Annotated in this window: 21 protein-coding genes and 1 tRNA gene; 13 read left to right on the forward strand and 9 right to left on the reverse strand. The window is 65.5% G+C overall.

The window, feature by feature from the left end; all coding sequences use genetic code 11:
* Both M3461_23800 and rnr read right to left on the reverse strand, forming a co-directional pair.
* Positions 1-406 (reverse strand): 23S rRNA (guanosine(2251)-2'-O)-methyltransferase RlmB (locus M3461_23800; GenBank protein ID MDQ3777160.1); only part of this gene is annotated, 406 nt, incomplete at its 3' end.
* Complete coding sequence (gene rnr / locus M3461_23805; GenBank protein ID MDQ3777161.1) at positions 403-2,610, reverse strand: ribonuclease R; 2,208 nt, start codon at positions 2,608-2,610, stop codon at positions 403-405. The genes rnr and M3461_23800, both read right to left, overlap by 4 nt.
* A gap of 52 nt (positions 2,611-2,662) precedes the next feature.
* Here rnr and M3461_23810 point away from each other — a divergent pair.
* A tRNA-Leu gene (locus tag M3461_23810) sits at positions 2,663-2,749 on the forward strand.
* Positions 2,750-2,813: 64 nt separating this feature from the next.
* Here M3461_23810 and pssA read toward each other — a convergent pair.
* From pssA to M3461_23835, 5 genes are all read right to left on the reverse strand, one after another.
* Positions 2,814-3,596 carry a CDP-diacylglycerol--serine O-phosphatidyltransferase gene (gene pssA, locus M3461_23815; GenBank protein MDQ3777162.1) on the reverse strand — a complete coding sequence of 261 codons (783 nt, stop codon included), beginning with the start codon at positions 3,594-3,596 and terminating at the stop codon, positions 2,814-2,816.
* Positions 3,597-3,689: 93 nt separating this feature from the next.
* The gene (tsaB, locus tag M3461_23820; GenBank protein ID MDQ3777163.1) at positions 3,690-4,433 is read right to left on the reverse strand and encodes a tRNA (adenosine(37)-N6)-threonylcarbamoyltransferase complex dimerization subunit type 1 TsaB; all 744 of its coding nucleotides are present in this window, start codon (positions 4,431-4,433) and stop codon (positions 3,690-3,692) included.
* A 185-nt stretch (positions 4,434-4,618) separates the two neighbouring features.
* On the reverse strand, positions 4,619-5,263 hold the full coding sequence (gene pyrE / locus M3461_23825; GenBank protein ID MDQ3777164.1) for an orotate phosphoribosyltransferase: 645 nt from the start codon (positions 5,261-5,263) through the stop codon (positions 4,619-4,621).
* A 612-nt stretch (positions 5,264-5,875) separates the two neighbouring features.
* Positions 5,876-6,058, reverse strand: a complete 183-nt coding sequence (locus M3461_23830) for a hypothetical protein (protein ID MDQ3777165.1) — start codon at positions 6,056-6,058, stop codon at positions 5,876-5,878.
* A 111-nt stretch (positions 6,059-6,169) separates the two neighbouring features.
* The gene (locus tag M3461_23835; GenBank protein ID MDQ3777166.1) at positions 6,170-7,897 is read right to left on the reverse strand and encodes a hypothetical protein; all 1,728 of its coding nucleotides are present in this window, start codon (positions 7,895-7,897) and stop codon (positions 6,170-6,172) included.
* A 111-nt stretch (positions 7,898-8,008) separates the two neighbouring features.
* On the opposite strand from M3461_23835, the gene M3461_23840 reads away from it, so the two are divergent.
* Complete coding sequence (locus M3461_23840) at positions 8,009-8,611, forward strand: hypothetical protein (GenBank protein ID MDQ3777167.1); 603 nt, start codon at positions 8,009-8,011, stop codon at positions 8,609-8,611.
* A 300-nt stretch (positions 8,612-8,911) separates the two neighbouring features.
* Here M3461_23840 and nadB read toward each other — a convergent pair whose 3' ends face one another.
* Entirely contained in the window at positions 8,912-10,522 is a 1,611-nt protein-coding gene (gene nadB / locus M3461_23845) for an L-aspartate oxidase (GenBank protein MDQ3777168.1), read from the reverse strand.
* A gap of 177 nt (positions 10,523-10,699) precedes the next feature.
* Between nadB and rpoE the strand changes: the two genes are divergently transcribed.
* From rpoE to pdxJ, 11 genes are all read left to right on the forward strand, one after another.
* Positions 10,700-11,275, forward strand: a complete 576-nt coding sequence (gene rpoE, locus M3461_23850; protein MDQ3777169.1) for an RNA polymerase sigma factor RpoE — start codon at positions 10,700-10,702, stop codon at positions 11,273-11,275.
* Between the two features lie 9 nt (positions 11,276-11,284).
* Positions 11,285-11,866, forward strand: coding sequence for a sigma-E factor negative regulatory protein (locus tag M3461_23855; GenBank protein ID MDQ3777170.1), 582 nt, complete (start codon positions 11,285-11,287; stop codon positions 11,864-11,866).
* Positions 11,850-12,863, forward strand: a complete 1,014-nt coding sequence (locus tag M3461_23860) for a MucB/RseB C-terminal domain-containing protein (GenBank protein ID MDQ3777171.1) — start codon at positions 11,850-11,852, stop codon at positions 12,861-12,863. Before M3461_23855 ends, M3461_23860 begins: the two co-directional genes overlap by 17 nt.
* A gap of 97 nt (positions 12,864-12,960) precedes the next feature.
* On the forward strand, positions 12,961-14,391 hold the full coding sequence (locus M3461_23865) for a DegQ family serine endoprotease (GenBank protein ID MDQ3777172.1): 1,431 nt from the start codon (positions 12,961-12,963) through the stop codon (positions 14,389-14,391).
* 243 nt (positions 14,392-14,634) lie between these two features.
* A complete protein-coding gene (gene lepA, locus M3461_23870; GenBank protein MDQ3777173.1) occupies positions 14,635-16,431 on the forward strand; it encodes a translation elongation factor 4 in 1,797 nt (598 codons plus the stop codon).
* Positions 16,428-17,225 (forward strand): signal peptidase I, encoded by a 798-nt coding sequence (lepB, locus tag M3461_23875; GenBank protein ID MDQ3777174.1) that lies wholly within the window; start codon positions 16,428-16,430, stop codon positions 17,223-17,225. The genes lepA and lepB overlap by 4 nt, the downstream gene beginning before the upstream one ends.
* Positions 17,226-17,291: 66 nt before the next feature.
* A complete protein-coding gene (locus M3461_23880) occupies positions 17,292-17,660 on the forward strand; it encodes a DUF4845 domain-containing protein (GenBank protein ID MDQ3777175.1) in 369 nt (122 codons plus the stop codon).
* Entirely contained in the window at positions 17,644-18,357 is a 714-nt protein-coding gene (gene rnc, locus M3461_23885; GenBank protein ID MDQ3777176.1) for a ribonuclease III, read from the forward strand. Before M3461_23880 ends, rnc begins: the two co-directional genes overlap by 17 nt.
* 2 nt (positions 18,358-18,359) lie before the next feature.
* Positions 18,360-19,277 (forward strand): GTPase Era, encoded by a 918-nt coding sequence (gene era / locus M3461_23890; protein MDQ3777177.1) that lies wholly within the window; start codon positions 18,360-18,362, stop codon positions 19,275-19,277.
* 36 nt (positions 19,278-19,313) lie between these two features.
* The gene (recO, locus tag M3461_23895; protein ID MDQ3777178.1) at positions 19,314-20,033 is read left to right on the forward strand and encodes a DNA repair protein RecO; all 720 of its coding nucleotides are present in this window, start codon (positions 19,314-19,316) and stop codon (positions 20,031-20,033) included.
* 147 nt (positions 20,034-20,180) lie between these two features.
* Positions 20,181-20,933 carry a pyridoxine 5'-phosphate synthase gene (gene pdxJ / locus M3461_23900; protein MDQ3777179.1) on the forward strand — a complete coding sequence of 251 codons (753 nt, stop codon included), beginning with the start codon at positions 20,181-20,183 and terminating at the stop codon, positions 20,931-20,933.
* A 327-nt stretch (positions 20,934-21,260) separates the two neighbouring features.
* Here the strand turns inward: pdxJ and M3461_23905 are convergent.
* Positions 21,261-21,615: LytTR family transcriptional regulator (locus M3461_23905; protein MDQ3777180.1), on the reverse strand; the 355-nt coding region annotated here is incomplete at its 5' end.

A 21,615-nucleotide genomic window follows, 5' to 3' on the forward strand; every position in this document is an offset into this window, starting at 1 on the left:
TCCCGATCCCGCGGTGCCGTGGCACGATGACCGCGGTGACCCCGGCCGCCTCCGCGGTGCGCAGGCAGGCCCCGAGGTTGCGCGGGTCCTCGACGCCGTCGAGGACCAAGAGGAGGGGCGGGCCATCGGCGGCGCCCAGTACCTCGGGGAGGACACCCTCGTCCAGGCGCTCGCTCGCCCGGCAACGCAGCACGACTCCCTGATGGCGGAGGCCCGAAGCGAGGCGATCCAGGGCGTGGCGCGAGACGGAGTGGGTGGCGAGCCCGGCGCGAGCGGCGAGCTTCAGGACCTCGCAGAGGCGTAGGTCCTCGCGCCCGGCCAGGATCCACAGCTCCAGGGCATCGACGGGGGCATCCGACAAACGCTGCCGGACCGGGTGTAGACCCAGTACCAGCTCGCTCTTCATGCGCGGGAGGCCTCCTCCACTACGTCGAAGTCGATACGCCGCCGGTCCAGGTCGACGCGTACGACCCGCACCCGGACCGGGCCGGCCAGGCGGTACACGCGCCCGCTGCGCTCGGCCCTCAAGCGGTGGCGCACGGGATCGTGGTGATAGTAGTCGTTCTTTAGAGAGGTGACGTGGACCAGCCCCTCGACGTGGATGCCCTTGATCTCAACGAACAAGCCGAACGAGGTGACGCTGGTGATCACACCGTCGAAGATCTCGCCCACTTTGTCGAGCATGTATTCGCACTTGAGCCAGGTGATGGCGTCGCGCGTGGCCTCGTCCGCGCGCCGCTCGGTGCTGGAGCAATGGTCGGCCAGGACCGGCATCTCTTCGCGCGGATAGGGGAATGGCCGGCGGCGCTTGGAGAGCAGGTGGCAAAGCGCGCGGTGGACGAGCAGATCGGGATAACGCCGGATGGGCGAGGTGAAGTGCGTGTAGGCGGGGTGGGCCAGTCCGAAGTGGCCGATGTTCTCGGGACTGTAGACGGCGAGGCGCAGGCTGCGTAAGAGCACGGTCTCGATGAGCCCGGCGTCCGGTCGGTCCTGGACCGCGGCGAGGAGCACGGCGTAGTCGCGCGGGTGCGGTTCCTCGCCGCCGCCGAGCGTCAAACCCAATTCCCCGAGAAAGGTGCGTACATCGGCGAGCTTTTCCCGGTCCGGGCGGTCGTGCACGCGGTACAGGCTCGGGACCTCATGGGCCGCCAGGAGCTCCGCGGCCGCCACGTTCGCCGCGATCATGCACTCCTCGATGAGCCGATGGGCGTCGTTGCGGTGGAGCGGCACGATGCGATCGACCTTCCGATCGGGGCCGAAGACGATGCGGCTCTCGTGGGTATCGAAGTCGATCGCGCCGCGCGCCTCGCGGCGTTTCTTCAGGTGCCGGTACAAGGTGTGGAGCGCATCGAGGTGCGGGGCGAGGTCCTGGAAGCGCTCGCGCAACGCGGCATCGCGCAGGGTAACGATGCCGTGGACCTCGGTATAGGTCAGGCGCGCCGCGGAGCGCATCACCGCCTCATGGAAACGATGCGACCCGATCCGACCGCGCGGCCCGAGGTCGAGGATGCAGCACAGGCACAGGCGCTCGACCTCGGGGTTCAGGGAGCACAGGCCGTTCGACAGCGCCTCCGGCAGCATGGGGATCACCCGGTCGGGGAAGTACACCGAGTTGCCGCGGTTCCGGGCCTCGCGGTCGAGGGCAGTGCCGGGCTTGACGTAGTGGCCGACATCGGCGATCGCGACATAGAGCCGCCAGCCGCTGCCGTTGCGTTCACAGTAGACGGCGTCGTCGAAGTCGCGCGCGTCTTCGCCGTCTATCGTGACGAGCGGCAGCCCGCGGAGATCCAAGCGGCCGACTAGGTCGCGACGGCTCACCGATTTCGGCAGCGCTTCGACCTCGTGCTCAATCTCTTCCGGCCAGGCAGAGGGCAGACCATAGGCGCGGATGGCGACATCGATCTCCATGCCCGGCGCCAAGTGATCGCCCAGGACCTCGACCACGCGGCCGAGCGGTGGGCGCCGCCAGTCCGGCTGCTGGACGATCTTCGCCACGACGATCTGGCCGTCTTCGGCTCCCCCGGAATCGGCGCTCGGGATCAGCACATCCTGGTGGAGGCGCTTGTTGTCGGGGACCACCCGCCCGATCCCGGCCTCTTCGAAGAATCGCCCCACGACCTCCTGGTTGGCGCGCTCGACCACCTCGACCAGGGCGCCTTCCGTGCGCCCCCGCCGATCGAGCCCAGTGATGCGCACCACGGCGCGATCGCCGTGCAACAGGCTCCTCATCTGGCGCGCCGACAGGAACACATCGTCGCCGCCTTCGTCGCGTACCAGGAAACCGAAACCGTCGGGGTGGCCGATCACCCGGCCGGTCAGGAGATCCATCTTGGCGGGAGCGCCGTAAGCATCGCGACGGTTGCGGATCAGCTGGGCGTCGCGTTCCATGGCGTTGAGGCGGCGGCCCAGCGCCGTGAGTTGGTCGTCGCCATGTACCCCGAGGGCCCGGGCGATCTCTTCGAGCGTGCGCGGTCCGTCACAGCCCCCGAGGTATTCGAGGATGAACTCGCGACTCGGCACCGGGCGGGCGTAGCGCTCCGCCTCGCGTGCCGCGTAGGGGTCTTTTCTGGTTCGACGGGAAGGCCTGGTCCGGCGGGAAGGGCCGCTCATACGGCTTGCCGTTGACTCACGCCGGGGGCTTCGGTAGATTGCGCCCGCCTCGGCCGAGGTGGCGGAATTGGCAGACGCGCAAGGTTCAGGTCCTTGTGGGGGCAACCCCGTGGAGGTTCAAGTCCTCTCCTCGGCACCAGTGCTGATCGATTTGCCGCGCACGGCACCCGATCGTCCCAAGCGCCTGTCCCCGATCCCATGCCTCACCTGCCCGCGGGCGGTTCCCCTTCGAGCCCGGCCCGGCGCGCAGCGCGGTGACGGCGCAGTTGAACGAGCGTCATGATCGGTCCCGATGCGGCGTACACCAGGAATCCGAGGAATAGCAGGAGCGGGGGGGAGAGCGAGACGAACACGAACACCAAGACCACCAGGAGCCCCGCCACGAACGGTAGACGGCCCCGGAAGTCGAGCGTCTTCAGGCTGTAATAGCGGATGTTGCTGACCATGAGCAACGCCGCCAGGACCGTCAGGAGGATGGTGAGGGGCGCCAGGGAGCGTCCGTCGCCGAGACCGCTGTGCTCCCCGAGCCACACGGCACCGGCCAGGAGCGCCGCCGCGGAGGGGCTCGGCAGGCCCTGGAAATAGCGCTTGTCCGCTATCCCGACCTGGGTGTTGAAGCGCGCCAGGCGGAGCGCGGCGGCGGCGGTGTAGACGAAGGCCGCGAGCCACCCGAGCTTCCCCCACGAGACCAGCGACCACTGGAACATCACCAGGGCCGGCGCCAGCCCGAAGGAGATCATGTCCGAGAGGCTGTCGTACTCGGCGCCGAAGTCGGTCTCGGTGTTGGTGAGGCGCGCGACCCGGCCATCCACGCCGTCCAGGATCATCGCGACATAGATCGAGACCGCGGCCCCCAGGAAACCGCCGTCCATGGCCGAGACGATGGCGTAGAAACCCGCGAACAAGGCCGCCGTGGTGAACAGGTTCGGCAACAGATACACCCCGCGGCGGCGGGGTCCGCGGGCGGGGTGGTTGACCTTGAGCATGGGATCGAGAGATGGGAGTCGAGCGTCTAGGATAGGTAATCCGGTGTCGTAACGCCACCGACTAGCCCCATGTGATCCCAAGGCATGTGATCCCTAAGGCACGCGATCCCTGAGGTATACCGGCAGCGCCTCCTCGGCTCGCACCCCTCGTCCCTGCTGCAGGGTCTCGAGCCCGAGCAGGGCGACGTCGCGGGCGTGCGGATACGTCTCGGGATTGATCTCGGCGGGACTTCCCGCCAAGGACTTGCACAGGGCCCCACCGTGGGTCTTGAAGCCGCTACCCACGCCCGTCCACGCGCCGGTCAGGGACGCCGAGATCGCCGCCGGATCGATCACGGCCTCGGGCCGGAGCGGTTGCATTGTCGTCGCCGCGCACATATCCGTTGCGCCCGGCGCGTCCATTCCGCTCAGCGCTTCGATGCTGCCCAATGTGTACATCCCCCCCATTGTGTAGATCCCCAGGTAGACCTCACCCATGCGTGCATCGAGGGCGGCGACGATGCAGTCCGGTTCCTCCGGCCGGAAAGTGCCCTGGGCCAGGGCCGCGAGCGTCGAGACCGGCGCCACGGGCAGATCCGAAGCGAGGGCCAGGCCCTGGATTACCCCGGTCGCGATGCGCACCCCGGTGAACGACCCGGGGCCGCGGCCGAAGCAGAGACCGTCGAGCTGTCGCAGGCTCACGCCGGCCTCGGCCAAGACCTCCTCTACCATGGGCAAGATGAGGGCGCTGTGCCGCCGCGGCGCGATCAAGAAACGCTCGTGCACCTCGCCCGCGACGAGGATCGCCGCCGAGCAGGCCTCGGTAGCGGTGTCGATGGCCAAAACGCGTGTCGTCATGGGCAGGGGTTCTAAATGGGAACGGGGTATCGATTGGCGGGTGCCGAGGGAACGGATCAATACCAGGAACGCCATCGCGGCTTCACCGAATCGCCACCGGGACCGCTCGGCCGCCCGCAGAGGCGGCAAGGCATCGGTGGCCCACAAACCAATGATAGAGCAAGCGACACGGTGCGCGTCGGCGGTTAGGAGCCCCCGTACACCGCCCGGTAGGCGCGCATGGCGTCGAGATCGGCGGCGCGCGCCGGATCGGAGGCGAGATGGGCAATGACATCGTCGAGCGTCGCGATGCTGACGACCGTGATGCCATGGCGCTGGCGCACCTCCTCCGCCGCCGAGCGATCGCCTGCGCCGCGCTCCCTGCGGTCCAAGGCGACGATACAAGCCACCGGCTCCGCACCCGTCTCGCGTATGATCTCGACGGAGGCGTTGATCGACGTTCCGGCCGAGACCACGTCATCGACGATCACGACCCGGCCTCGCAAGGGGGCCCCGAAGGTAATGCCGCCCTCGCCGTGGTCCTTGGCTTCCTTGCGGTTGAAGCAGAACGGCACGTCGCCCCGCTGTTCCGCCGCGAGCGCTATGGCCAAGGCGGCGGCCAGTGGGATCCCCTTGTAGGCCGGCCCGAACAGCATGTCGAATCCTATGTCGGCCGCGCAGAGGGCGCGTGCGTAGAGCCCCGCGAGCCGCACCAGATCCCGTCCCGTCGCACACCGCGAGAGGTCGAAGAAATACGGGCTGGTGCGCCCTGATTTTAGGGTGAACCGGCCGAAACAGAGGACCCCCGAGGCCAGGGTCAGATCGATCAGCTGATCGCGCAGATCTCGCATGAGCGGAAATTATAGGTGCGCTCCGATGGCACGGCCAGTCGGGCTGTGACGTTATCGCGGCAGCCAGACACCGCCGCGCCGCATGCGCATCATTACCCTGACCGCCAACGGGATCCGCTCGGTCGAGCGCAAGGGCTTCTTGACCGGCCCCCCCGGTGTCGCTCGCTCGCATCGCCGTGGACAACGGGTCACTGTGCGGCGAGGCTCGGGATTGGGGCTCGTCCGACACTGAATGACCCAGGAAATGTCCACGACACCCAATTCGCGGACGAGAATGGCGGTGGCCGATTCACTTCCGAAAGCGATCAAGTTTCTACACGCTATTTCCTTTTCTTGGGCGCGGGACCTGGCGTTTTCGCCGAACTCACGCCGAAAGGCGACGCTGGAACGGCAGGTTTTTTCGGTTGCTTGGGTTTCTTAGCTTCACGACTACTGCGTTTTTGGCCTTTGGCCATTGAAGTTCTCCTGAAAGGACACGTAGTTAGACACCTTCATAAGCATCGCCTAGCTGCCCATCCAATTCTCTCGCTGAGAATGTTGTCCGTCATCGCGTCGAGAAAGGCGATCCAACGGCATCGCGCAACACTGTACCATGTCACTAGCCGTTGCGGTTCACCATGAGGTGATGCTCACGGCGAGCCGCTCGGGGCCGGCCGGCACGAAGGATGGCGCCGCTCGGTCGTGATGTGTTCGAGAACGACCCTCGAGCCCCGGAGACTGGCCGAGCAAGCCGACCAGCACCCGCTCGATGAAGGTGCCTTCCCGTGCGAAGAGATCGACCTCGGGGTCTACCACCTCGCCGTGCGCCGAGAGCGATCTCCAGAATCCTCCCCAACAGTGACGAATGCGCGTTGCTACAGGGGCGCACGGTCGTGCGCCCCTACCAGCACCGGCGGCCGGGCCTTCTTATCTGAGTCTGATGCGGATCCGTGTCGAGCTGACCGTCCCGGCCGAGTTTCGGATCTCCATGACGCCCCGGAGGCTCCTTCGCGTGCTGGTCCGGACGATCTTCTTGCCCTGCTTGGTGGGCCTGAGCCTCACGTTGCGGGTCTCGCCCGCCGGGATGTTGGTTACACCGGAGGCGAACCGGATCCGCCCTGGCGCCTTCGTCGATGCCGGCTCGCTCGACCGGGCCGCGCTTCGGCTCACAAAGAAGTCGATGCGGACGGTACACTGAGCCCCCGGGGTCGGGTCTAGATTGCACTTGATGGGGATGTTGCAACGTGACTCCGTGCAGCGGGCCTGCGGATTCTGATTGGCGGGCGCGGCGTCAGGTGGCGGTGGCGGTGGCGGTGGTGGTGGGGGCGGGGCGGGCGATAGCTGAAGCTCGAAGGCACCGATGTCGCAGTCGGCGACCGTGTTCGCGTCGCTGTCCTGGGGTCGTAAGACACCCCGCTGGTCGCTGGCTGTCGCACAGGAGGCCGCCGGGACGGTATCGGCGGCCGGGCTGCCGGCGACCAGGGCATGAGTTCGCGTGAGGCCCCCGTTGTCGCCGAGCGTGGGGTTGAGGACGGCGGCCAGGGGCGCCCTTGGCACGAGGTCGGTCGGCCCTTGCACGAACCCTACGACCCCAGCGAGACCGTCGTGTCCGAACAGGTTGAGATTGTTGGCGATGACCGTGCCGGCAGCGTAGGCGCCTCCCGGGTAATTAGCCACTTCCGGACTCTGCGTGGATGCCGTGTTGCCCGAGACTACCGTTTGTACCAGAGTCAGGGTGCTGTAAGGTCCGTTATACACGCCGCCGCCGAAGCCAGCCGAGTTGCCCGACACCGTGCTGTTCGTTAGGGTCAGGACACCGTCGTTTGTCACGCCGCCGCCGGCGTACCTTGCCGAATTGCCCGACACCGTGCTGTTCGTCACGCTCATGGTGCCACCGTTTCTCACGCCACCGCCGCCGTACTGCGCCGAATTGCCCGACACCGTGCTGTTCGTCAGGGTCAGGACGCCGAGGTTTGACACGCCGCCGCCCCCGCCGTCGGCCGCCGAATTGCCCGACACCGTGCTGTTGATCAGGGTCAGGACGCCGAAGTTTGACACGCCGCCGCCATTTCGGCTGGGTTTCACGCCCCCGCTGACCGTGGTTTCGTCCAGCGTCAGATTCCCTCCCAGCTCGACTTCCACCACTTCCAGGATGCCAAACTGCGGGGCGCCAGGGTCACGGGTGATGGTGCTCCCATTGCCGTCGATGACGATCGCGGAGGCGACCAGCAGGCCAGCGGCATCGCTGTTGATGTCTACCGCCGTCAGCGTGTGGGTGCTTCCCGCCGGCAGGACCAGGATATCCGCCCCGCTCCCCGCCGTACAACCGCCTGCGGGCGCGTCGCTGTTGGCGGCGGTGATGGCGTCGACAAGGGTGCAGCCCCCGCCCACGTTGATGGTCGCCGCCAGGGCCGGCGCCTGGCCGAGGGCACAGAGGAGCGCCAACCCCCCGAGCGAGCGCCGCCACCGGCGTTGCAGGGCGCGCCGCAACCTGCGCGGCAGGCGCACGAGTCCCTGGTAATACCCGGCGAAACGCGGCCAGAGCGCCGGGCCGGCCGAGGCGAGATCGGGCATGGCGGCGGCCCGTGCCAGCTCCTCTTGGAACCGGGTCAAGAACTCGGGATCGGACTGGGGGGAAGGGTAGGGGTTCAGCATAACGGCTTCCTTGTGGCCGTGTGTCCGCGGGCGTTGGGTGCTTGACGCAAACGCGTGAACGTGCGCGGGAGGGCAATATCGGTGCCGGCCCCGGCCCACATGGAATCGAACATGGCGGTCGCCGGCGCTTTCAGCGCCCGCAGCGCGCGTGGGATCACCGTTCGCTGGGTGGAATGGGGTGAATGCGGGGCTTTGCTGGGATCCGCTCCGCTCGTCCCAGGCTACGCGTGCTGCGGGCGTCGCACCCATCGTGGTACGAGCCGTGGCAGCGAAAACCGCAGCAGCGAGCGGTGGAACCGGCAGCGGATCAGGATCGAACCCAGCAAGCGCGGTGTAAACGGTGCGTTCGCGGTAGGCGCGTCGGGTGTCCAAACGCCGGTGTTCGTGTGTGGAACGCACCCTACCCCGGATCGATTCCCAGGGTCTCGCAAACAACGCGCAAGCCAGGGTTACTCGATCCACAATGGGAGCAAGGCATGGAATTCGCCATGCTTTGCGTGTTCATCCTGGATTATTTCCAATGCCATGAACGCCATCGCGTTCGAGACCCTCAAGTTCGCCAACCGCCTCAAGGAGGCCGGGTTCACCGAGCAGCAGGCCGAGGCCCTGGCCGATGCCGAGGCGGAATTCATCGAACAGAACCTGGCCACGAAACGAGCCATTGCCGACATCAAGCGAGATATAAAAGGGCTGGAGGTCACACTGCGCAATTAGATCAAACCATGCCTATCCGCCACCTTGGGCACTTCGCGCGAAGCGGCTATCGTGCGACCTTCGAAATAAACGACGCCAATGATTGTGCCAAGACGAACAGGTGGCGTAAACCGGATAGGCATGGATCAAACTACGTGGCGAGATCAAACAGCTTGAGGCAAGATCAAACAGATCCGTTCGGATCTTGCCCGTGACCTGAAAGACCTCGAATACCGCATGACGATTAAGCTGGGGTACGCTGATGGTGGTTGCGGCCGGCGCGATGGGGCCTTTGGTCAAACTCTTGTAACTCGGCAGGGATCAGCGCAACGCTCGCCGGAGCACCGTCGCCTCGGGGGGCCGGGTGCGGTCGAGATGGGGGTGATCCAGGGTGTAGTGCAGGCCCCGGCTTTCTTTGCGGCATAGGGCGGAGGCCACGATCAGCTCCGCCACCTGGACCAGGTTGCGCAGCTCGATGAGGTCGTTGGTCACCCGGAAGTTGCCGTAGTATTCCCGGATCTCCTCGGACAGGAGCTGGATGCGGCGGCTGGCGCGCTCCAGGCGCTTGGTGCTGCGCACGATCCCGACGTAGTCCCACATGAAGCGGCGCAACTCGTCCCAGTTGTGGGCCACGATCACCTCTTCATCCGAGTCTGTGACCTGGCTCTCATCCCAATCGGGGACGCACGGTGCCGGCGGGGCCTCGGGCAGTCCCTCTGCGATGTCCCGGTACGCGGAGCGCGCCATGACCAGGCATTCCAGGAGCGAGTTGCTGGCCATGCGGTTGGCGCCGTGCAGTCCGGTGCAGGCGACCTCGCCGACGGCGTAGAGCCCTGGCACCGCGGTCCGCCCGTGGCGATCCGTGACCACGCCGCCGCACATATAGTGGGCGGCGGGCACCACGGGTATGGGTTCGCGGGTGATGTCGATCCCGAGCTGCCCACACTTCGTCGCCACCGTGGGGAAGTGTCCCAGGATGAAGCCGCTCGGCCTGTGGCTGATGTCGAGATACACGCATTCTAGGCCCAGGCGTTTCATCTCGTGGTCGATGGCGCGCGCCACGATGTCCCGTGGGGCCAACTCGGCGCGCGCATCGAAGCGCTCCATGAAACGGCCGCCATCGGGCAGCAACAGCCGGCCGCCCTCCCCGCGGATGGCCTCGGTGATGAGAAACGACTTGGCCTTGGGGTGGTAGAGGCAAGTGGGGTGGAACTGAAAGAACTCCATGTTGGCGATGGGACAGCCGATGCGCCAGGCCATGGCGATCCCATCCCCGGTGGCGACGTCGGGGTTGCTGGTGTAGAGATAGACCTTCCCCGCCCCGCCGCTCGCGAGCACCACATAGCGCGCGGTAAAGGCGACCACCGCGCCAGACCGGCGATCCAGGGCATAGGCGCCCAGGCAACGCTCCGCGGCCAAGCCGAGCTTGCTGGCGGAGATGAGGTCGATGGCCACATGGTGCTCCAACACCCGCATGCGCGGGTGGCTTCGGGCCAGTCCTTCCAGCGTGGTCTCAATGGCGCGGCCGGTGGCATCGGCGGCGTGGATCACGCGCCGGTGGCTGTGGCCGCCCTCGCGGGTCAGGTGGTATTCGGGTGGCCGGCCATCGGCGTCCGGGCTGCGGGTAAAGGCCACGCCGAGAGCGATCAGCCATTCGATGCTCTCGGGTCCATGCTCGACCACGAACTGCACGATCTCGGCGTCGCACAGCCCGGCCCCGGCCGCCAGCGTGTCGGCCACGTGGGAGGCCACCGAGTCGCGGCGGTCGAGCACGGCCGAGACCCCGCCCTGGGCATACAGGGTCGCGCCCTCCTGCAAGGGTCCCTTCGAGAGCACCGCGACCTCGGCGTGCTCCGCCAGCTGGAGCGCGACGCCGAGCCCCGATGCACCGCTGCCGATCACCAGGACATCGTACCGGTACTGTCTGACCATCCTAGAACCCGTGCCGGGGACTGCCGAGGGGTGAGGCCGTGCCGCATGGCGCCGCCGGAACGACACGGCCGCGGGCTATAATGGGATTGTCCGCAAGCGTCGCTCCCCCGCGAACTCGGCCTGCACACGACTGTCTACACAGTGGCGCCGCAACAATAATACAGGGAGAATGCCCGGATGGGCGACACCGGCGCAGATTCGCAGCTCGTCGAACGGGTGCAGCGCGGCGACAAGAAGGCTTTCGATCTGCTGGTCCTGAAGTACCAGCACAGGATTTTGAAGTTGATTTCACGCTATGTGCGAGACCCCAGTGACGCCATGGACGTGGCCCAAGACGCGTTCCTGAAGGCCTATCGGTCTCTGCCGAACTTCCGCGGCGACAGCGCGTTTTACACCTGGATCTACCGGATCGCCGTCAACACCGCCAAGAATCATCTGGTGGCACAATCACGACGCCCGCTCGAGACCGACGCCACCGGGATGGACGGTGAAGCGATCGAACCCGCGGCGCTCCTCAAGGATTACGCGACGCCGGAGAACTATTTGATCACGGAGGAGATCCAGGAGGCTATCGCAACGGCCATCGAGCAGCTTCCGGAGGACCTCCGGACCGCGATCACCCTGCGCGAGATCGAAGGACTCAGCTACGAGGAGATCGCCCTGGTCATGACTTGCCCGATCGGTACCGTCCGATCGCGGATCTTCCGGGCCCGCGAGGCCATCGATCATCGCTTGAAACCCTATTTGGAGTAACGGACCGGTATGCGCCAGGACAACACCCTCGAACAGTTGTCGTCCTTCATGGACGGAGAGCTTCCCGATCGAGATCACAGGACGCTCGTGGAGGCGTGTGTGAACGACGATGGCCTGCGGGAAAAATGGGCCCGCTATCACTTGATTGGGACCACGTTGCGCAACGGGCTGCCCGAGCCCCTGCCGCGGCGTCTCCCCGACCGGATCGCCCTCGCGCTGGACGACGAGCCGGCGATCCTGGTCGGGCGGCGGCCGCGGGTGCGGATCGGGCCGGCGTTGGGGTTGGCCATGGCGGCCTCCGTCGCCGGGTTCAGTTTTTACAAGCTGGGTGACTGGTCCCCGAAAGCTCGCGAGCCCCGCTTAGCATCGCAGCGCGCATCGCCAACCGCCGACCCGGGACGGCACCAGCCGACGGAGAGCTTCCCCCATGCAGCGGTCCTTTGGGGTGGCGAGCGCCACGATACCCCCGAGCGCCTGACCACCTATCTCTTGATGCATAACCAGTATGACGGGAGCCTGAGCGGCCCCGAGGTGTCACCGTCCGAGGCATCGCCGTACTTCACGACGGTCGTTCATGACTCGAATCCCTAGCCCGCACCGGTCGGTGCAGTGCTTGTGGCTCGCGCTCCTGACCGGGGTCGTCTGGCCCGCCGCCGGGGTGGAATCCGGCAGAGAGGCGCAGAGGCTCCTCACCAAGATGTCCGAGGCCACGCATAGCTTGAGCTACCACGGGACCTTCGTGTCGATGCGTGGCAGCCGCGTGTCCATGATGCGCATCGTCCACCGGGGCGAAGCGGGGGGCGAACGGGAGCGTCTGATCTCCCTCATGGGTCCCGCCGAGGAAGTGATCCGCCGCAACGACGAGGTGACCTGCATCTTTCCTCGCGACCGCGCGGTCGTGGTCGACAGGCGCCCGCGGCGCCAGATCCTCGGCGCCACGCTGTCGCGGCCGGTGGAAACGCTCGCTGCGTATTATGACTTTTCCGTCCTCGGCGGGGATCGCATCGCCGGCCGTCCGGCCTCGGTGCTCGGCATCGCGCCCAAGACCCCGGATCGCTACGGTTATCGCCTGTGGGTGGACTCGGAGTCCGATCTGCTGCTCAAGTCGGAGGTGATCGACGGCGGCGGGGAGGTTGTGGAGCAGGTCCTGTTCACGGACCTCAAGGTCCGTTCGAGTATCCCCGAGGCCTGGCTCGAGGCCGGGATCAGCGGGCAGGGTTACAGTTGGTACACGGGGGTCAAACGCACCGCTGCGGCCCTATCCAGCGCAGAGTGGCCCAAGGGTCAATGGCAGATCCGGTGGATCCCGCCCGGCTTCATGATGCAGGAGGATCAGGCCCGCGCCATGGCGGACGGCACCCAACCTGTCAAGCATGCGGTATACTCCGACGGGCTCGCGTCCGTATCGGTGTTCACCGAGAAGGCCACCGAGGCGACAGAGCGCATCGAAGGCCATTCGTCCATGGGAGCCCTGAATTCGTACAGCACCTGGGCCGACGGTTATCAGGTCACGGTGCTCGGGGAGGTGCCCGCGACCACCGTGCGCCAGATCGCGGCTTCGGTTGCCTTCGTGCCGGCTCGACCCTGACCCGTGCCCGGCGGTGTCCGGCGAGATCCCTAGCGTGTCCCGATATCCCGGCCCTATGGGCCTCGAGCACGAATTTGCGTGGAGTGAGAGGGTAGTCATGGTGTTGCTACAGTGCATACGCACGGCCCTGGTCGCCGTGCTACTGGTCGTGGGCTGGCAGTCGCCCTCGACGGCGGAGGTGCGGGAGCTCCCCGACTTCGTGCAATTGGCGGAGGACAACAGCCCCGCGGTCGTCAACATCGGGACCAGCGTCAAGAACGATGCGAAGGAGCCGGCACCCCAGCTGCAGATCCCCGATGTCCCAGAGGATAGCCCGCTGCACGACTTCTTCAAGAAGTTCTTCGGCGAAGGCATGGAGGGGCCCGACCTCACGCCGCGATCCTCGCTCGGCTCGGGGTTCATCATCTCCAACGACGGCTATGTCATTTCCAACTTTCACGTGGTCAAGGATGCCGACGAGATCGTCGTGCGCTTGAGCGATCGGCGCGAATTCGTCGCCAAGGTTATCGGCGGTGACGAGCGCAGCGACCTCGCGGTCCTCAAGATTCAGGCCGAGGACCTGCCGGTGGTGCGCCTCGGGCGCGCCACCAATCTCCAGGTCGGTGAATGGGTCCTGGCGATCGGGTCTCCGTTCGGCTTCGATCACTCGGTGACGGCCGGGATCGTGAGCGCCAAGGGCAGGGCCCTGCCCAACGAGAACTACGTGCCGTTCATCCAGACCGACGTGGCCATCAATCCCGGCAACTCGGGCGGGCCGCTCTTCAATCTTAATGGAGAGGTGGTCGGGGTCAATTCCCAGATCTACAGCCGCACCGGCGGGTTCATGGGTCTGTCGTTCGCCATACCGGTCGAGGTGGTGATGAACGTCTACCACCAGATCCGGGACAAAGGGAAGGTCTCGCGAGGCTGGTTGGGCGTGTTGATACAAGAGGTCACGCGGGAGTTGGCGGAGTCCTTCGGCATGGACAAGCCCCATGGCGCGCTGGTGGCGAAGGTGCTGCCGGACAGCCCCGCCGCCGCCGCCGGGATCAAGCCGGGCGATGTGGTCGTGGATTTCAACGGGGTCGAGATCGACCTGTCGTCCGATCTGCCGCCGCTCGTCGGCGGTACCGAGGTCGGGAAAAAGATACCGGTCGAGATCGTGCGCGACGGCAAGTCTTTGAAGCTGGACCTCGAGATCGGTGAGCTCCCGCCCGAGGAGGAGCTCAAACACGCCTCGTCGGACAAGGCCGACACCGCCACCGACAACCGGCTCAAGATCGCCGTCAAGGACCTCACCGATAAGCAGCGGGAGGAACTGGAACTGGCCGGCCATGGGGTCGTGGTCGAGCGCGTCCAGATGGGCCCCGCGCGCCGCGCCGGGATCCGCAAGGGCGACATCGTGACCATGATCGATGACGAGCGGGTCAAGGACGCCAAGCACTTCAAGGAACTGGTCGAGGCCCTCCCGGCCGGCAAATCCGTGCCGATCCTGGTGCAACGGGCCGGCCAGCCCATCTTTCTGGCCATCAAGGTCCCGGCGAAGTAAAGGGCCGAATCAAGGGCCTTGGGGCGGGGGGCTCGAATCGGGCCGGCGCCGTGCCCAGGAAGCATCCTTTGGTCGGAACCGGGCCAGCAGTTACAATCATGTCCCGATCGGCGCCCCGATCGGCTGCCCTTGCCATGCCCAGGATCACGGACCATCAACCTTGCCCGTTCCCATGCCCGCGAATATTCATCTCGAAGCGGCGCGTTTGCGTAGCCGCGTTTCCCATCTCCGCAGCGATTAAGCATGGAGCGGATCCGTAATTTCTCAATCATTGCCCACATCGATCACGGTAAATCCACGCTCGCCGATCGCTTTATCCAACTGTGCGGGGGGTTGACCGAGCGGGAGATGGCGAATCAAGTTCTGGATTCCATGGATATAGAACGGGAGCGCGGGATCACCATCAAGGCGCAGAGTGTGACCCTGGGCTTCGAGGCCGACGACGGCGTGATCTATAAGATCAATTTCATCGACACGCCGGGGCATGTGGACTTTAGCTACGAGGTCTCGCGTTCGCTCGCGGCCTGCGATGGGGCGCTCTTGGTCGTCGATGCCGGACAGGGTGTGGAAGCGCAAACGGTGGCGAACTGTCATACTGCCGCCGAGCAGCATCTCGAGATCATCCCGGTCATCAACAAGATCGACCTCCCGGCCGCCGATCCTGCCCGAGTGGCACGCGAGATCGAGGACATCATCGGCATCGATGCCGAGAACGCGGCCCGCGTCAGCGCCAAGACCGGCCAGGGGGTGCGCGAGCTGCTCTGCGAGATCGTGCGGCGCGTGCCGCCACCGACGGGCCATCCCACGGGATCGCTCAAGGCGCTCATCATCGATTCGTGGTTCGATAACTACCTCGGCGTGGTCTCTCTGGTGCGCGTCTTCGACGGTAGCTTGAGACAAGGCGCCAAGATCCGCGTGATGTCCACGGGCAGGGATTTCCAGACCGACCAGGTTGGTATATTCACGCCCAAGCGCGTACCGCGCCGGGTCCTCGAAGCCGGGGAGGTGGGTTATGTGGTCGCCGGCATCAAAGACATCGACGGCGCCCCCGTGGGCGACACCCTGACCGATGCCTTGCGCCCGGCGCAAACGCCCCTGCCCGGGTTCACGGCCGTCAAACCCAATGTGTTCGCCGGCCTTTATCCGGTCGATTCCAGCGACTACGAGGCCTTCCGGGAGGCGCTCTCGAAGCTGCGTCTCAACGATGCATCGCTGCGTTTCGAGCCCGAGACCTCGGAGGCCCTGGGGTTCGGTTTTCGCTGCGGTTTCCTGGGCCTCCTGCACATGGAGATCGTCCAGGAGCGGCTGGAGCGCGAGTACGATCTCAACCTCATCACCACGGCCCCGACCGTTGTCTACGAGGTGCTGACCACGGGCGGCGAGGTGCTCCGGATCGACAACCCGGCGCGCCTCCCGGCGCAGAACACCATCGCCGAGACGCGCGAGCCGATCATAGAAGTCGATATCCTGGTGCCGCAGGAATACGTGGGCAACGTCATCACCCTGTGTGTCGAACGCCGTGGGGTGCAAAAGCGCCTCCAGTACCTGGGCCACCAGGTGGCTTTGAGCTACGAGCTGCCGATGAGCGAGATGGTGCTCGATTTCTTCGACCGCTTGAAATCGGTCACGCGCGGCTACGGATCACTCGACTATACCTTCCGGCGCTTCCAGGCCGCGCGCGTGGTCAAGCTCGATGTCTTGATCAACGGGGATCGGGTCGATGCCCTGTCCTCGATCGTGCACCATGCCGAGGCCCAAAGGCGTGGGCGTGAGCTCGCGGGGAAGATGAAGGACCTGATCCCTCGGCAGCAGTTCGAGGTCGCGATCCAGGCGGTGATCGGGTCGCAGGTGGTGGCGCGTGAGACCGTGAAACCCGTGCGCAAGAACGTCACGGCCAAGTGTTATGGCGGCGACGTGACGCGCAAGCGCAAATTGCTCGAGAAGCAGAAGGTGGGGAAAAAACGCATGAAACAGTTCGGCACCGTCGAGATCCCGCAAGAGGCATTTATGGCCGTGCTCACGGTGGGAAAGCAGAAATGAACATCGATTTCGCTGTGATCCTGGTTCTCCTGGTCGCGACCAGCGGTGTCATTTGCCTGTTCGATGTGGTATTTCTGGCGCCCGGACGCCGTGGCGGCGTGGTCGGGAAAGCCACCGACCTGCCCGAAGGGGAGCCGAAACGCCCCGTCATCGTCGAATACGCCCGGTCGTTCTTTCCGATATTCCTGATCGTATTACTGTTGCGCTCGTTCCTCGTCGAGCCCTTCAGGATCCCATCGGGGTCGATGATCCCGACCCTGCTCATCGGGGATTTCATCCTGGTCAACAAGTTCACCTATGGGATCCGCCTGCCGGTCTTGAACGCCAAGGTCTTCGAGCTGGGATCCCCGAAGCGCGGGGATGTGGTAGTGTTCCGCTACCCCGAGGATCCCTCGACGCCCTTCATCAAACGCGTGGTCGGGCTGCCCGGTGATCGCATCGGCTATGCAGACAGGACCCTCCGGATCAACGGTGAGCCGGTCGAGCAGGCGCCGCGCGGGGTGTACGATGATGGCGGGTCCGGCGCAGAGGCCGATCTCCGGTACGAGACCCTGGGTACGGTCGTCCATCCGATCCTGATCGAGCCGGAGCGGCCCTCTCTCGACAGTGAGGTCGTGGTCCCGGAGGGCCACTACTTCGTGATGGGGGATAACCGGGACAACAGCCGAGACAGCCGTTCGTGGGGCACCGTCCCCGATGATCACCTGATCGGGAAGGCGTTCTTGATCTGGATGAACTGGGACAGCGAGAATACGGGTATCAGATGGACGCGCATCGGTCGCTATATCGATTGATTCCAGCTCTGCAAATTGAGAAAAACCATGCTATCTCGGATCGCTTCTTACCAGCGCGGGTTTACGTTGATCGGCTTCCTCGTCGTCTGCGTCCTCGTCGGTTTCGCGGCGCTCGTTGTCATGAGGCTCTTCCCTCTTTATAACGAGAGCTTCAAGGTCCGCGCGGCGCTGGAGGCCGTCGCCAGCCAGCCGGACATCGCCCAGAAGACCGCCCACGAGATCCGCACCTTGGTGATGCGCAACTTCGAGGTCTCCGACGTCGATCGCTTCACCGCCGCCACGCTCAAGAACGCCTTGAGCGTGAAACGCGACCCGAGCGGCAAGCAGCGCGTTGTGCGCATTGCCTATGAGGCGCCCGGGCCCTTGTTCGGCAACCTCGATGTCGTCCTCAAGATCGACGAGAGCATCACCATCGCCGGTGCCGCCACGGAGTGAGCGGGCCGACGATCTCCCTGCGCGTCTCGGCCACCGGTTCCGCGACGCGGCGTTGCTGCGCGCCGCGCTGACCCACAGCAGTGCCGGCGAGGTCGATAACGAGCGCCTGGAGTTCTTGGGAGATGCGGTGCTCGCCTTGCTTATCGGCGAAAGCCTGTATGACCGTTTCCCCGAAGCCAACGAGGGACAACTGAGTCGCCTGCGCGCCTCGCTGGTCAAGCGTGAGACCCTGGCCCGGCTGGCCCGAGGCCTCATGCTGGGACCACAGCTCATTCTCGGTGAGGGCGAAAAAAGGAACGGCGGAGCAGAGCGGGACTCCAACCTCGCAAATGCTCTCGAGGCCGTCATCGGCGCCATTTACCTGGACGGCGGGATCGACGCGTGTCGCACCGAGGTGCTCCCCTGGTTCGAGGGGACGATGGCGGGCCTAACCCGCGATGGTCTGCGCAAGGATCCCAAGACCGAGCTTCAGGAGCTTCTGCAATCCCGGCGCCTGCCTCTCCCGAGTTACGAGGTAACCGAAGTCGCGGGTCAGCCGCCTCGTCAGGTGTTTACGGTCCGATGCTCTACGGAGGCGCTGCGTGCACCCGTAGCCGGTAATGGGAGCGGTCGCAGGCGCGCGGAACAAGCCGCAGCGCAATCCGCGCTCGCACTTCTGACCGCTCCGGGCACCGCCGGCAAGGGCTCCGAGGGATAGCGATGGATCACCCGGACGATGCAACCACTACAGGAGTCGGGCGTTGTGGCTTGGTCGCCATCGTGGGCCGGCCCAATGTCGGAAAATCTACGCTCTTGAACCGCGTGCTGGGACAAAAGCTCAGCATTACCTCACGCAAGCCCCAAACCACCCGCTACGCGATCCTCGGGATCAAGACCAACGGAAACGATCAGGCGGTCTACATCGATACACCCGGTCTGTGCGGGGCGGAAGGGCGGGCCCTCAATCGTGCGCTGAATCGTGTGGCCTGTCGCGCCATCGACGAGGTACACGTGCTGGTCTTCATGATCGAGGCACTGCGCTGGACCGATGCCGACCAGTATGTCCTCGCACGGATCCGGGACCGGTGCCGGCCGGTGATCCTCGCCATCAACAAGGTCGACAGGGTCGGCGACAAGCGCCTGCTCTTGCCGTTCCTCGATCAGGTTGGTGGATTGATGGAGTTCGCGGAAGTGATACCGGTTTCGAGTGCCAAGGGCGACAACATCGCAGCCCTCGACGAGGCGGTATTGCACCTGTTGCCGGAGGGCGCGCATGTCTACCCGGACGACCAGTTGACCGACCGCAGCGAGCGTTTTTTCGCGGCCGAGTTGATCCGAGAGAAGCTCTTACGGATACTCGGTGCCGAAGTACCGCATCGCCTGTCCGTCGTGATCGACGAGTTCGAATGCGTGGAGGGTCTTGACCGGATCGATGCCACGATCTGGGTCGAGCGCAGGGGGCAAAAACCCATCGTCATCGGTCAGGGTGGTGCGGTGCTCAAACGCGTGGGCGAGGAGGCCCGGCTGGACATGGAGCGCATGTTCGGCCGCAAGGTGTTTCTCCGCACCTGGGTGAAGGTCAAGGAGCACTGGTCCGATGATGCGCGCGCCTTGCAGCGACTGGGTCTCAGCGATTGACGAGGGCCAGGCCTCGGGCCGGAGCGATTGAACGGCATGCGCGTCGAATTGCATCCGGCCTTCGTGATCCACCAGCGCGCTTATCGCGAGACCAGCCTCGTCGTGGAGGTGTTTTCCTCCCAGCAAGGCCGTGTCGGCGTCGTCGCCAAGGGTGCTCACCGGCCGCGTTCCCCCTGGCGTGGGGTCTTGCAACCCTTTCAAAGCCTTCTGCTCGCCTGGTCCGGACGGGGCGAGCTCGGTACCCTGACGCACGCCGAGCAGGCCGGATTCACGCTGCCTCTGTCCGGTGGCCGGATCCGGAGCGGCTTCTATGTCAACGAATTGCTCACGCGGCTTTTGACGCGCGGCGACCCCCACCCACGTCTCTATGAGGCCTACGCCGAGGTGCTGACCGCGCTGGCGGGATCGACCGCCGACGAGCCGGTCCTCAGGATCTTCGAGAAGCGGCTGCTCGCGGAGATCGGCTACGGCTTGGTGCTCGATCGGGACAACGATGGCGGGGCCGCCATCCAGGACGGTCGCGATTACTATTATCAGATCGACAAGGGGCCCTGGCGGGTGGCGCCGGCCGATGTCGCGACGGCCAAAGTCAGCGGTGCTGCGTTAATGGCGCTGGCGTGCGAGGTGTTGACCGGACGCGAGCACCTGCGTGAGACCAAGGCGCTCATGCGGTTCGTACTCGGCGCCTATCTGGGTGACCGGCCGCTTGCCAGCCGCGAGCTTTTCAGGGCCGCGTCGGGCGGTGCATCGCCATAGGGGTGTTCCGATCGAATGCCGAGGCGGTCCCGTCCCACTTCCGATCCCCCTCGCTGCTCGGATGCAAGGTGGGGGCGAACATAAGGCCCCACATGGGCTGTTAACGGATTGTGGACAGGCGCTGCAAATCGCCTGGATGGTAACGTAATGAACCCAGTCCCCTGTATTGATCTCGGTGTGAATATCGACCACGTCGCTACCTTGCGGCAAGCACGGGGTACCCCGTACCCAGACCCGGTGCAGGCAGCGCTTCTGGCCGAGCAGGCCGGCGCGGATGCCATCACCGTCCATCTTCGTGAGGATCGACGGCACATCCAAGAGCGGGACGTGGAATTGCTTGCTAAGGTGATCGAAACCCGCCTCAACCTCGAGATGGCGGTGACCGACGAGATGGTCAGCATCGCCGAGCGCCTACGGCCGGCCGACTGCTGTCTGGTTCCGGAGCGCCGTGAGGAGCTGACCACCGAGGGCGGTCTCGACGTGGCAGGGCAGTTGGAACGCGTCCGCGAGGTTTGCCGGCGGGTCGCCGCGGCCGGGGTCCGTGTCTCGCTCTTCATAGATCCCGAACCGCGGCAGGTCGAGGCCGCCCGCGCGGCCGGTGCCCCGGTCGTCGAGCTGCATACGGGACGTTACGCGGACCGTAGCGAGCGACAGGCTCGGGAGTCGGAATTCGATCGCGTCATGGACGCCGCGCGCCAGGCTGCCGAAAGTGGAATGAACGTCCATGCCGGTCATGGCCTCAACTACCACAACGTCAAGCCCATCGCGGCGATCCCGCAGGTGACCGAGCTGAATATCGGCCATGCCATCGTGGCGCGGGCGGTCTTTGTGGGCCTTACCGAGGCCGTGCGGGAGATGAAACGCCTGATGCGCGAGGCGAGGTGGCACGGCCCTGGGTGAGCGCACAAAGCCCGCGGCGCATCCCCGTAACCAACGGCGGCAACGCGGGTGTGCCGCGCCGGAGTCATGATGTTGACTCGCCGACCAGGCCGCTAACTAACATCGGTCTCTATCGATCCCGCCGACCGGCCCGCGCACGTGATCGCTGCGGCAGGGTGCGCTGCGCCCTCCGCGTGGATGGGTCCCGTGCAGTTGCACGAGCGCCCGGATGACTTTGGAGACGCCATCGCCGTCCTCCCCCGCAGGAGGTGGCGGTACTTCTCGAACTGGGCATCGATCAGTTACGTGATAATGGTGGGATCAGTTCGAGATCTACACCCACTCGGCCTAGTCCGGACCATACGCATCTGCCGGCAGGCCTTCCTCAGCCCTTGTCATCGATTTAAGACATCTGCGCACCTGGCCGGTAAGCCGGCGGCTGACCGGCAACCGCTTTTCTGTCCCGCGCAATTTAACCGCTAGGCCACCCACACCATCGCGCGCCAGCGCTTCGACTCGGGAGAGCGATACCAAAGCGTTGCGGTGGATGCGGAGGAACCGCTCGCCAAATTCGGCCTCCAGGGTTTTGAGCGGCTCCTCGATGACGAGCTCTCCCCCCGTCCAAACTACCGTGACGTACTTCTGATCCGCTTGGAAGTAAAGCACCTCATCCACGGGCACAAGCCTCAGGCTGCCGCCTACC

Source organism: Pseudomonadota bacterium (assembly GCA_030860485.1).
GTDB lineage: Bacteria > Pseudomonadota > Gammaproteobacteria > JACCXJ01 > JACCXJ01 > JACCXJ01.